The following is a 12,703-nucleotide window of genomic DNA, read 5'->3' as shown; positions in this document are numbered from 1 at the left end:
TCGCTTACTATTAGTCAATCTTTGTGCCAAGAACAATCTATGCCATTTCTGACTTATTTTTTGTAAAAACAGCCCTTAGACAATGTCACTTTGTCATAAAGAAGGTCTTTTCACCTGTCGATATCGTCAGTTTCCCTGACAGTTCGTATGTATCACTATTCCCATCTTTTATCATAATAGTATGACTTTTCGGTCTATATCATGCTAAATCACCTAGAATTCAATGAAATACCCCCAACAAAAAACTTTAATCTGTCTATACGTTAAATCCAATTCCGACCGTTGTGACTCCGCACTTTTTACTTATCTTCGTGACGATTAAATCATGCAACATTATGGAATGTATATCTGTTTTTGATATGCTCAAGATTGGCGTTGGACCTTCGAGCTCACATACGTTAGGTCCGTGGAGAGCAGCAGAGCTTTTCTTAAAAGAACTGAAAGAACGCCAACTATTTAACCAAGTACAGGAGCTTACCGTAGATTTATACGGATCGCTTTCACTGACTGGCGTTGGACACGCTACAGATCTAGCCGTCATGTTAGGTTTGAGTGGCGCTGATCCAGAATATGTTCCCGTAGAAAATATCAGCAGTATTATTGCTGAAATAAACAGCACCAAAACCATCAACCTTGGAGCGGAATTGCTCCTTACATTTGATCCTAAAACTCATATTGTCTTTAATAGAAACTTCTTGCCTTTCCACGCCAATGGGATGACCTTCACCGTTCAAACACAAGCAGGTGAGACTTATACCTCTACCTTTTACTCCATTGGCGGTGGGTTTGTTGTAAAAGAAGAAAGCGCAGCAAACGAAAAGAACGAGGAGATTAAAGCGAGTTTTCCTTATCCCATTGACAAAGCAACCGAACTTTTAGCCTATTGTAGAGAACAAAATATGACGGTTTCGGAATTGGTTTATGAAAATGAAAAATCACTGCGCAGTGAAGAGGAAATTCACCGTGAACTAATGCGCGTTTGGCATACAATGTTGGAGTGTATGTATATAGGTTGTCATACGGAAGGAGTTTTACCTGGGGGATTAAATGTCCGCAGACGTGCGTATGACTCACATCAAAACTTAAAAAGTGATTTACCGTATACCAATCCACAAGAATGGTTGGGAACGATTCGCAAAACCAAGGTATACTTCCGTCAAATTTTGAAATGGGTAAGTTGTTTTGCCCTAGCGGTCAATGAGGTAAATGCTTCATTGGGTCGTGTAGTTACAGCACCTACCAATGGTAGTGCAGGTGTAATTCCAGCCGTATTAATGTACTATTTGGTAATTGAAAACCACAAAGCAAGCGAAAAAGAGATCAAACAGTTCTTACTAGTAGCAGGAGAAATTGGCAGTATATTCAAAAAAGGGGCGACCATTTCTGCAGCAATGGGAGGATGTCAGGCTGAGATTGGCGTATCTAGTGCCATGGCAGCTGGTGCACTATGTGAGCTAATGGGTGGATGTCCAGAACAAGTGATGATGGCGGCAGAAATTGCCATGGAACACCACTTGGGACTAACATGTGATCCCATAGGTGGATTGGTACAAATCCCGTGTATTGAACGCAATGCTATGGGGGCAATTAAGGCCATTAACGCAGCAGAACTTGCGCTGGATACGGATCCTAAAAACGCTAAAGTGCCTTTGGATAAGGTAGTAAGCACCATGTGGGAAACCGCCAAAGACATGAATAATAAATACAAAGAAACCTCAGAAGGTGGATTGGCAGTGGCCGTGAACTTATCTGATTGTTAATACAAAAAAAGATGGCATAATGCCATCTTTTTTTTATGTCGGTTGTGTGGTGTATCTCACCTAGTTTATATATTGTTTTGGTGTTCGATGAATATATCTCACCAAGATTATATTTGTTTTGGTGTTCGATGAATCTACACTTCGTTACGATTTTCGCTACGCTACGATTTGTTTTTCGCGCGGTTTGCGCGGTTTGTAATTTGCGCGGTTTGTTAAATCTCTTCATTTGTAATATAATTGTGCTTTACAACGAGCGACGAGCGACGAGCAAAGAGCAAAGAGCAACGAGCAAAGAGCAAAGAGCAAAGAGCGACGAGCAAAGAGCAAAGAGCGACGAGCAAAGAGCAAAGAGCGACGAGCGACGAGCAAAGAGCGACGAGCGACGAGCAAAGAGCGACGAGCAAAGAGCAACGAGCGACGAGCAAAGAGCAACGAACAAAGAGCGACGATTTCCACTCATCACTCTTTTATCCTCAAAACCACTTCTTTTTTACCTGCCTGATCAAATCGATACACGGTTAGTTCACTAGAATTGGCTTCTTTGGAAATAATATCGCCTTTGTTGATTACTTCGGGCGTATCAAAAGTATAGCTCTTAAAGGCATTTCCTTCTGCATCGTAAATCGAATAGGTATTATCAGGCCAAACCTCTACACTTTCGACAACAAAATAAATGGCTTCACTAGCGGCTTCTTGGCTCGCTTGTCCTTTCATAAAATAACTGAATTGAAGAATCGCTACTAAAACGACAACGACAAAAACAATAAGACCTTTTTTCACTGGGTGTTTATTTAATTGGGATAAAACTACAATTTAAAATCTTGATTGTGAAAAAAAAGTGGAAGGTGTGGGTGATGTGCTATATCTCACCTGGTTTATATTTTGTTTTGGTGTTCGATAAATCTACGCTACGCTACGATTTGTTTTTCGCGCGGTTTGTTCTTTGCGCGGTTTATCTCACCTAGTTTATATTTTGTTTTGGTGTTCGATGAATCTACGCTACGATTTGCGCGGTTTGTTCATTTGTAAGATAATTTTGCTTTACAAAAAGCAAAAAGCAAAGAGCGACGAGCAAAGAGCAAAGAGCGACGAGCAAAGAGCAACGAGCAAAGAGCGACGAGCAAAGAGCAAAGAGCAAAGAGCAACGAGCAACGAACAAAGAGCAACGAGCAACGAACAAAGAGCAACGAGCAAAGAGCGACGAGCAAAGAGCAACGAAATCTGCACGATTTGTCCTTTGCGCTGGTCGCGCGGTGTTTGTGAGATTGTCTTAGCTTAATCGTTTATTACCTTAATACCCTCTAACCTCCTTATTCGATGGCGCGGATGTGTTTACTCATTACTATTTTTTGGACGATTGTTCTGTGCTATCCGCGTTCTACATGGTTAAACTGCAAACCTAAGCAAGTCGAAATTAACCTGTAATACCCCCTTCCGTATTCTTACACATATTGGACAAATAAGGAGTTATTGTCCATTCTTGTTCAAATTAAATAAAACACAACAAGCTGTATTTCAGTATTTTAAACAACAAAGAAAAGTAGTTGTAAAGGGTTTGTAAGGGGGTCGTTAGTATTTACAAGGGTTTTAGGCCATTTTACCTTACAAACCCTTTACAAACCCCTTACAAACTATTAACCATCTACCTATACACTCAAACTTATCCGATGGCGTGGATGTGGTAACCCGTGCCTTCATTTATACCATGGTGAATATAATTTATCTTCTCTTTTGTAAAAGTATTAGTATAAATCGGTTCTGCATGCTAACCATCTTGCCAAACGGTATACTGCTGTAGACGTTTTAACTGTACACAAGCTTCACAAAATATCTTAGCAGCAACTGTTGTTAGGGGTATGAATATCCGTTGCTTTGTGTTTTGTTGACCTTGTTCTATAGATTGAAATAAATATTTTTACCGCACAATTAAAAAAACGCGCGATTGGGCTGAACAGCTAACGCCTGAACATCTAACGCACGGATCAAATCCGCGCGATCGGGTGTTTACTGCCTTCGTAGCTGTAGGTCAATTGATTCAAATCTATGGTAATCTAAAACTCCCAGACGATAAGAATAATGTAGTCATAGAACTGCTCGATTCCTTTCTTAAACAAACAAAACTGAAAAGTATTATGTAAATATAAAACTCGCTCGTCCTTGATTAGCGGGTTTTTCTTCTTTCTATAATTAATGCGCACGGATTGCCGCGCGATCGGGGTCTTGTAATACACCTGCATACTCGGGGTTTTATCTTGGTAAAAAGGACAGTGCAAACGACTTTGCTTGGTGGGCTTCAAACCGTAATAATGCAAGACCATTGCCATTGTTAGCTGCTGTTTTATCTCGCTAATTTCCATTACTAAATTTATTCTGTGCCATTTTGTACATCACAAAACCAAATATAAATGTCCAAATAGGCAATTATAAAAGCGACTATTTGTATCACTATTGTACAAAATGTACTAAATATCTATATTTGTGTTGCGTTAATAAATTTTAATTCTGGCTTTCTCTAACAATATCAAGCGTTAAAGAGAATAAAAAGGAAATCTTCAAAAGGAAGTAACTATCCAAGTAGGGTTGGGTATTTCTCATTATAGTAAAATTGAAAACGGACAAAGAGAAGCTTCTGTTCAACTATTAGATAAACTTGCCAAGTTTTATGGAATTACAATTGACCAAATTGTTCACATGGATTCTGAGATTCCTACAGAAATAACCTTAGAAGATAAAACTGCAAACGAACAGGTTTGACTAATTGCCGAACTTGATGAAAAAGACAAAACAATTATATTTGGTATGATTGAAACAATGCTAACCAAAAAGAAGTTTAAAGACTTCTTTACTAAAAATATCACTACACTATAATGGTTACATATATTGAACAGGGAAATATCTTCAATTTAGAGGATATACAAAACTACGCTCACGGATGTAACTGTGCGGGGGCAATGGGAAACGGGATTGCTTTACAATTCAAAAATAAATTTCCAAAAATGTACATTGAGTATAAAAAATTATGCAAAGAAAATCTATTTTCTTTAGGTGATATATATACCTACACTTATAATAATGAAACAATATTTAATCTCGGAACTCAAGCCACTTGGAAAACTAAAGCTGATATTAATGCTATTGAAAGTTCCTTAATAAAAATGCTTTCTTACGCACAACAAAACAATATATATAAAATTGCGTTACCTAAAATTGGAGCTGGTTTAGGTGGTCTTAATTGGAATGATGTTAAATCTATAATTGATAAAGTCTCACTAGATTACCAAAATATTAATTTATTTGTTGTCGAAAACTATAAAGAAGTTTAAAACATAAAAGCCCTAAAAAAGGGCTTTTATGTTATTTACTATTATTCCAAATTTCATTAAACTCTTCTTCAGTAATAAAATCAGATTCTTTTACTTCTAATTCATCTAATGATTGATCATATAACATAGAATCTCCTTTTATTGGACAATCTAATGTAAGTAATATTTTAGAAATAGGCGTAATTTCAGCTTGCCTTACTATTTTACCGTTTTTAGAATGTAAATAAAACATTACATCCCTTTCAATCCAATACTTCTTTATAAAAATCTCCCCCATACTAAAACCCTGTTTTTCCACCACTTACAATTATTCCCTTCACATTTAATGGAGTACTAGAAGGATGTAGAAAATTGAATGTTTTATTTTTAATGATATTTAATCCTGAAGTTTCGATCTCAAAAAAATGAGTCAAACGACTACCATTCCATGGTACTCCATAAAGTCGATACGAAGTTTAGCCTTTTGTAAAAGATCCTGGTGCAATATCAGTAAAATATTGACCTGAACCAAATCTTGCATTTTTCGCTCCTATTGATGGATTAAGTGTCTTAGTTTCCATAATTGAATTAAATCCTGCTTCAGTTGTATAATGATATTTCGTTTTAACAGGAGTTCTAAGTAAATTCCTTCCAATCTCCAAATTCCCAGGATTGGTAGCCTTTTCCATCATTAATGAATACCCTGCATATGCTGCCCAATCAGTACTTCCATCAGAATGTCTAGATAATTCTCGAGCTTCAGCATCTATTTGAACAGCTTGACTTCCTCCCGTAAAATCAGATACAAAACGGATAATCCCATACGAACTACCTGGAACCGTAAAGTTTATACCTTCAAGAAAATCATTGCCACCTCCTGAGTTATCACTCCATATTCCATTATTATAAGTCCAACTTCCATCACTATCTGTATGAACGTATCCATTTTCAAATTCCCCTTCTATGGGTGGATCAGCTCTCATCCCCGTTGGATCAATCAGATTCATCGGGTTGTTGTGCACATAATGGTACGGATTCCAGGCAGGGAACTGTTCCGCCAACGGGTCCACATTCATCCAACGACCGATAGCCGCATCGTAATTACGGGCACCATAATCATAGACGTTTAATCCTAACTCATCTTGTAACTCGTGTAAATCTACAATATAATTTCTAGATTCTAAAAATACAATCTAGAAGACAGCTGCATCTACCTCCTCACCCAGACAACTGCCTATTGGTTTATTGGGCAATTTACTTTTGACAAAATTTTCTCTTTTTATCGAGGCATCCACTACAAAATCCTAAACAGTAAACCACAAACCAATCGCTACTCCCCAGAAATAGTGAAATTCAGCTCGCCTTTTCACTTTTTTACTAACAGCGTTATTTTTTTCAGCACATTTGCATCCTCAATTAAACGATATTGAATAATAGAACAACCGTATGAAAACACTCGTTCAAGCCTTGCTAATATGCTTTACCTTACAAGCATCAGCTCAATCTCCAACCCTTTATACTTCAAAGCCCACAGAAGCTTACAAAGACAAAGCAGCCACGCAAAAAGCGGGAATTTTTATTTCCAACGCTCATCTCTCCTACTATGAAAAGATCAACAAGCGTTTGGTACAAGTCGATCGCGATTATGAAAGTCCGCTTTATATTGTCGATACCCAAAATCTAAAGGAATACTATACAGAAGATGCACCCGAAGCGCCTACTCCTATTATTGAAATGGACGAATATTACGGCTCTCCTCATCTCTTTACTACCGTAGCAGGACTTAAAGTGCGCGAATATCCCAGCAGTACGGCTAGTGTATTGGGAACAGTATTAATTGGAACGGCTGTGCCTATCGAATTTTATCCTTACTACAAAGACGCTTGGGTTCCCATTTCGTATAATGATGGCTATGGTTATATAGCTGCTCAATACTTGGGAGAGCGTCCTGTGATGAGTGAATTGATCCAAGCGTATAAAGCTACTTCTGATGTAAGTGAGCAACGCAAATACGCGGAACGCATCTTAGAATTGGGGTGGAATAGCGAAGACGCAGCAACGCAAAAAGCCATTCAATTCTATATTGACTTCGCAAATAAACAAGATGAAACGGAAAAAGTAGCGCTGTTGAAATTGCAATTGGAGGCCATAAAAGCAATGCCGAAAGAAGGTGATACATCCAAAGTAAGTAAATTGATCAGAAAACGTCAATTTGGCTTTGCATTAAATGAAAAAATAGAACCCATAGACGGTTTTGATATCGATTGGATTCACACCTATATCGGTTATCCCCTTGATGAATCGGCTAATTTAGAAGATTGTGCCTTGGGGGATTACGAGGGAAATTCCTATTTTAACTCCGCTGAATTTATTACCCATGACCTGGACCACACCTATAAAGTGCGCAAAATGGACATGATTAATAAAAATGGTTTTATCATCGACAATCAATTGATGGAACAGTACACCACAGAACAGGTATTTCTAAAATTAGCCAAAGGATTGATCACGCTTATTGAGCCATTGACCCACACATATTACATTGCAGTAGACGATGTTCTCTACAGTTTTGAGTTTTACAATAATGAATTATTGCGAATAGAATTGATTTATTACTGCTAAATTTTTTATTTGAAGTCTTTTTACTCTACTTTTACAAGGAATTACAAAATAAACAACAAATGTCAGTAGCAAAGAAAGATTATAAAAAAGTGACAACTAAGTCGCTGATTGATATGAAAGCCAATGGAGAAAAAATATCAATGCTTACTTGTTATGATTACTCAATGGCCAAAGTTTTAGAGGCTGGTGGAATTGATGTTATGTTAGTTGGAGATTCCGCTAGTAACGTTATGGCTGGACACGAGACAACCTTGCCTATTACATTAGATCAAATGATATACCATGCACAATCGGTAGTACGAGGTGCAGATCGAGCGCTTATTGTGGTTGATTTACCTTTCGGTTCATACCAATCTGATCCAAAAGAAGCCCTGCGTTCTGCGATCCGAATTATGAAGGAAAGTGGTGCACATGCTGTAAAAATGGAAGGTGGTATTGAAATTAAAGAGGGAATCAAGCGCATATTAGAAGCGGGTATTCCCGTAATGGGACATTTGGGATTAACCCCTCAATCTATCTATAAATTTGGAACCTATACGGTAAGAGCAAAAGAAGACGAAGAAGCGGAGCAATTGATGCGCGATGCGAAGATGTTAGAGGAAATCGGTTGTTTTGCTGTAGTATTAGAAAAGATTCCAGCGAGTTTAGCGAAAAAAGTTGCGCAAAGCATTTCGATTCCTGTAATTGGAATTGGCGCAGGAAACGGTGTTGATGGCCAAGTATTAGTTATTCACGATATGATCGGTTTAACCCATGAATTCAACCCTAAATTCTTACGCCGTTACTTAAACATCTTTGATCAGATGAAAGATGCTGTTTCTCAATATGTAGATGACGTAAAATCAGTTGATTTTCCAAATGAAAATGAACAATACTAAGTTTTATTTTTCACAAAAAATACACGCAAAAATATCCTTTTAGATTTAACCCAGTTTAAAAGGATATTTTTGTTTTAAAATTCACCGTATGAAAGTTGTTACTACTCCCGATAATTTACAAATCCTACACGAAGACAATCACATTATTGTGGTAAACAAACGCGTGGGCGACCTCGTACAAGGCGATCAAACGGGAGATATGCCATTGAGCGAATGCATCAAAATCTATTTAAAGCAAAAGCACAACAAACCTGGAGACGCGTATTTAGGCGTAGTTCACCGCTTAGACCGTCCAACTTCTGGACTTGTGGTATTTGCCAAAACCTCCAAAGCACTTACTCGTTTAAATGAGTCGTTTAAGAATAGGGAAACAAAAAAAACCTATTGGGCCGTTGTTAAAGATGCTCCTCCTAAAGTAGAGGATACACTGGAACACTTTTTAGTGCGCAACCCTAAAAACAACACGTCTAAAGCACATAACAAAGAAGTACCCAATAGCAAAAAAGCAAAATTGACGTATCGAATGTTTCATCAACTCAAAACGTATTCTGCCTTAGAAATTGATTTACACACGGGACGTCATCACCAAATTCGCTGCCAATTAGCTGCAGTAGGTTGCCCTATCAAAGGCGACTTGAAATACGGTGCGGATCGAAGCAATCCCGATGGCGGAATTCACCTTCACGCACGTGCGTTGACGTTTACACATCCTGTAACCAAAGAACTATTGACTCTCACTGCCCCTACCCCAGATGACGTCATTTGGAATGAAATAACGAAATAGTGATTTGTACGTGGTGATTTGTGAGTGGTAACTTTTTCAATAAAAATAAAAACTTCTGTGATAAGAAGTTTTTTTTGTTTTTATGTGGTTGGTTAATGGTGATAAGTAAACCGTAAACAAAAAAAACATAACCTTTTCTATAAATTATGTAACAGTTTAATCCCAAAAAAAGCCGAAATTAGTGTATTAAAAAACACCCTATTGCATGAAAAAAGTATATAAAGTAAGTGGAATGACCTGCAATGGTTGTCGCACCAAAGTAGAAAATACCTTAAACGAGATTCATGGCGTTCAGGCAGAAGTTTCTTTAGAGCAAGAACAAGCCCATCTTGAATTGCATCACGACATCGACACCTTAACCCTACAAAAAGCGCTGCTTCAAAAGGGGCACTATATTTTACAAGAGGTGATTACCAAAGAAGACGGCACTCAAGAAGTGCTTCCCCCAGTGGAGTTGAGTGAAGCCGATCACTTTCATCAAGAAATTCCAGCCGATATGGCAGATAAAGCAGGCAAGTATTTTTGTCCGATGTTGTGTGAAGGCGATAAAGTATACGACAGCAATGTAGGTTGTCCGGTTTGTGGAATGAATTTAGAACAAATTCCAGCAACTAAAATCGAACAAACCGTTTACTATTGCCCTATGCTTTGTGAAGGTGATAAAACCTATGAAGAACCTGGATCTTGTCCTGTATGTGGTATGGACTTAGTTGCGAAATCCATCAGTATTGAACCGGAAGACACCACCTATACAGATCTATTGCGCAAGTTGAAATATGCCATTCTCTTTACATTACCTGTATTCATCCTTTCCATGGGAAGTATGCTACCTGGTGATCCGATAGGCAAGATTATTCCCATGCACCTCAACAACTACATCCAATTGATTTTTACGATTCCCGTAGTATACGTCTGTTGGACGTTTTTCCAACGTGCTTGGGTTTCTTTTAAAACGTGGAATCTCAATATGTTCAGCTTAATTGGATTGGGAGGAGCCGCTGGATTGCTATTTAGTGTAATCGCCCTCTTTTTTCCCAACCTATTTCTAGAAGATTTTAAAGGCGAACACGGTATTCACTTGTATTTTGAATCTGTAGCAGTGATACTTACTTTGGTAATGTTAGGACAAGTGATGGAAGCTAAGGCACACAGCAGAACCAACACAGCTATCAAAGAACTACTCAAACTTTCACCAACAGAAGCAACGCGTATTAACGCAGACAATGAAGAGGAAAAAGTAGCCATTGAAGCCATTTTAAAACACGATAAACTCCGCGTTAAACCAGGAGAAAAAATTCCAGTGGATGGGATTATTCTCGAAGGACATGCTACCATTGATGAGTCCATGATTACTGGAGAACCGATTCCGGTGGAAAAGACAAAGCAAGACAAAGTCGTTGCTGGAACAATAAACAGCAATACTTCTTTTGTTATGCAAGCAGAAAAAGTAGGAAAAGACACCTTGTTATCCCAAATTATTGACATGGTTAATAATGCGAGTCGCTCGCGTGCACCTATTCAGAAATTGGCAGATAAAGTATCGACTTATTTTGTTCCTACGGTGATTATCATTGCCCTTGCAACCTTTCTTTTATGGAAGTTCTTAGGCCCTGAACCAACCTTAGCCTATGCGTTTATCAATGCCTTAGCTGTATTGATTATCGCTTGTCCTTGTGCCTTAGGATTGGCAACCCCCATGTCCATCATGGTGGGAATAGGAAAAGGAGCTCAAAATGGCATTCTAATCAAAAATGCAGAGGCTTTAGAAACAGCCAACAAAATCAATGTTTTAATTACAGACAAAACAGGTACACTTACCGAAGGAAAACCGTCAATCGAAAAGGTAGTCTCTACCCATTCGGATTATGATGCAGACGCTTTGTTGCATCTAACTGCCTCCTTAAATCAAAATAGTGAACACCCTTTGGCCTTGGCATTTACCCAAGCAGCAAAAGAAAAACAACTGGCGCTAACGCCAGTAAAACTATTTGCTAGTGTTACGGGCAAAGGGATTCAAGGTGTGGTGGATAAAAAACGTATTTCGTTGGGAAATGCCGCCTTGATGCAATCCTTAGAAGCCTCCTTGAGCGACGAATTGATCGCTGAAGTAACCACCATCCAAAAAGAGGGAAAAACAATTTCCTACATCGCAGAGGGCAATGTGGTGCTCGGTTATGTTGTGATGCACGATAAAATAAAAGCGTCGAGCTATGCGACCATTGAAAAACTACACCAGCAAGGCATTGAAGTAGTTATGATTACTGGAGACAATCACAATACAGCACAAGCAGTATCCAAACAATTGGGCATTCATCAGTTTCTTGCCGAAGCACTCCCAGAAGACAAGCTCAATGCAATCAAAAAACTTCAAGCAGAAGGAAAAATTGTGGCGATGGCTGGCGATGGAATCAATGATGCTCCTGCCCTGGCACAAGCCAATGTGGGTATTGCCATGGGTACAGGAACGGATGTGGCAATTGAAAGTGCAGAAATCACCCTTTTACAAGGAGAAATCGACAAAATTCCACAAGCTATTCAACTAAGTCACAAGGTGATGAAAAACATCAAGGAAAACCTCTTCTTTGCCTTTGTGTATAACAGTATTGGTATCCCCATTGCAGCAGGTATCTTATACCCCGTTTTTGGAATTGTGTTGTCACCGATGATCGCCGCAGTAGCTATGAGCTTTAGCTCAGTATCCGTAATTGCAAACTCCTTGCGCTTAAAAAATACCAAATTATAAACCTATTTGACGGTGAACAACCTAGTAAAATAAAAGAGGCTATCTATACAGACAGCCTCTTTTGTTTTTTCGTATTTGTTCCATTCTAAAACCAAGTCCCCACAAAGTAAAAAAGAATGACTAAATACTCATTTTTAACAACTAATAAAAAATACAGTAATACATTTATTTACCCTATGCAAGATAATAAAAAAAATCAATAATAAAATATTTTAATACAAAAATTATATAAAAAACTAAATATTAATAAAAACACAAGACTTAAGATTTTTAAAAATCTTCATTTAACACATATAATAGAAAAAATTAATGAATGGTAAGTCGTGAATAGTGAATAGTGAATAGTGAATAGTGAATAGTGAATAGTGAATAGTGAATAGTGAATAGTGAATAGTGAACTTACCATTTACCACTCACCATTTACCACTCACCATTTACCACTCACCATTTACCACTCACCATTTACCACTCACCATTTACCACTCATCATTTACCACTCATCATTTACCACTCATCATTTACCACTCATCATTTACCACTCATCATTTACCACTCATCATTTACCACTCATCATTTACCACTCATCATTTACCACTCATCATTTACCACTCATC

General features: G+C 38.0%; 11 protein-coding genes and 1 pseudogene. 9 read left to right on the top strand and 3 right to left on the bottom strand.

Features of this window, described 5'->3' with window-relative positions; translation table 11 throughout:
- Nucleotides 1-335 precede the first annotated feature (335 nt).
- Together H4K35_RS11295 and H4K35_RS11290 are read left to right on the top strand one after the other, a co-directional pair.
- Nucleotides 336-1,760, top strand: coding sequence for an L-serine ammonia-lyase (locus H4K35_RS11295; RefSeq protein ID WP_182628033.1), 1,425 nt, complete (start codon nt 336-338; stop codon nt 1,758-1,760).
- A 237-nt stretch (nt 1,761-1,997) separates the two neighbouring features.
- Nucleotides 1,998-2,282 carry a hypothetical protein gene (locus tag H4K35_RS11290; protein ID WP_182628031.1) on the top strand — a complete coding sequence of 95 codons (285 nt, stop codon included), beginning with the start codon at nt 1,998-2,000 and terminating at the stop codon, nt 2,280-2,282.
- On the opposite strand, the gene H4K35_RS11285 is transcribed toward H4K35_RS11290, so the two are convergent.
- Nucleotides 2,220-2,540: a hypothetical protein gene (locus H4K35_RS11285; RefSeq protein ID WP_182628029.1), complete on the bottom strand. Its 321-nt coding sequence runs from the start codon at nt 2,538-2,540 to the stop codon at nt 2,220-2,222. The genes H4K35_RS11290 and H4K35_RS11285 overlap by 63 nt on opposite strands.
- Before the next feature lie 208 nt (nt 2,541-2,748).
- Between H4K35_RS11285 and H4K35_RS11280 the strand changes: the two genes are divergently transcribed.
- From H4K35_RS11280 to H4K35_RS11270, 3 genes are all read left to right on the top strand, one after another.
- The gene (locus H4K35_RS11280; RefSeq protein ID WP_182628027.1) at nt 2,749-3,039 is read left to right on the top strand and encodes a hypothetical protein; all 291 of its coding nucleotides are present in this window, start codon (nt 2,749-2,751) and stop codon (nt 3,037-3,039) included.
- 1,301 nt (nt 3,040-4,340) lie between these two features.
- Nucleotides 4,341-4,514 (top strand): helix-turn-helix domain-containing protein, encoded by a 174-nt coding sequence (locus tag H4K35_RS15815; RefSeq protein WP_368668697.1) that lies wholly within the window; start codon nt 4,341-4,343, stop codon nt 4,512-4,514.
- 113 nt (nt 4,515-4,627) lie between these two features.
- On the top strand, nt 4,628-5,083 hold the full coding sequence (locus tag H4K35_RS11270) for a macro domain-containing protein (protein ID WP_182628025.1): 456 nt from the start codon (nt 4,628-4,630) through the stop codon (nt 5,081-5,083).
- Between the two features lie 31 nt (nt 5,084-5,114).
- Here H4K35_RS11270 and H4K35_RS11265 read toward each other — a convergent pair whose 3' ends face one another.
- Nucleotides 5,115-5,360 (bottom strand): hypothetical protein, encoded by a 246-nt coding sequence (locus tag H4K35_RS11265; protein ID WP_182628023.1) that lies wholly within the window; start codon nt 5,358-5,360, stop codon nt 5,115-5,117.
- 1 nt (nt 5,361) lies between these two features.
- A pseudogene (locus H4K35_RS15810) lies at nt 5,362-6,228 on the bottom strand (HYD1 signature containing ADP-ribosyltransferase family protein).
- A 280-nt stretch (nt 6,229-6,508) separates the two neighbouring features.
- Between H4K35_RS15810 and H4K35_RS11245 the strand changes: the two are divergent.
- From H4K35_RS11245 to H4K35_RS11230, 4 genes are all read left to right on the top strand, one after another.
- Entirely contained in the window at nt 6,509-7,684 is a 1,176-nt protein-coding gene (locus H4K35_RS11245; RefSeq protein ID WP_182628017.1) for an SH3 domain-containing protein, read from the top strand.
- Between the two features lie 59 nt (nt 7,685-7,743).
- Nucleotides 7,744-8,562, top strand: coding sequence for a 3-methyl-2-oxobutanoate hydroxymethyltransferase (gene panB, locus H4K35_RS11240; protein ID WP_182628015.1), 819 nt, complete (start codon nt 7,744-7,746; stop codon nt 8,560-8,562).
- Nucleotides 8,563-8,650: 88 nt separating this feature from the next.
- Entirely contained in the window at nt 8,651-9,346 is a 696-nt protein-coding gene (locus H4K35_RS11235) for an RluA family pseudouridine synthase (RefSeq protein ID WP_182628013.1), read from the top strand.
- A gap of 205 nt (nt 9,347-9,551) precedes the next feature.
- On the top strand, nt 9,552-12,089 hold the full coding sequence (locus H4K35_RS11230) for a heavy metal translocating P-type ATPase (protein ID WP_182628011.1): 2,538 nt from the start codon (nt 9,552-9,554) through the stop codon (nt 12,087-12,089).
- The last annotated feature ends 614 nt before the right edge of the window (nt 12,090-12,703 follow it).

Source organism: Myroides sp. NP-2 (assembly GCF_014145665.1).
In the GTDB taxonomy this organism is placed as follows: Bacteria; Bacteroidota; Bacteroidia; order Flavobacteriales; family Flavobacteriaceae; genus Flavobacterium.
Note: the sequence above shows the minus strand (reverse complement) of the source record. Positions and strands in the feature narration are given on the sequence as shown.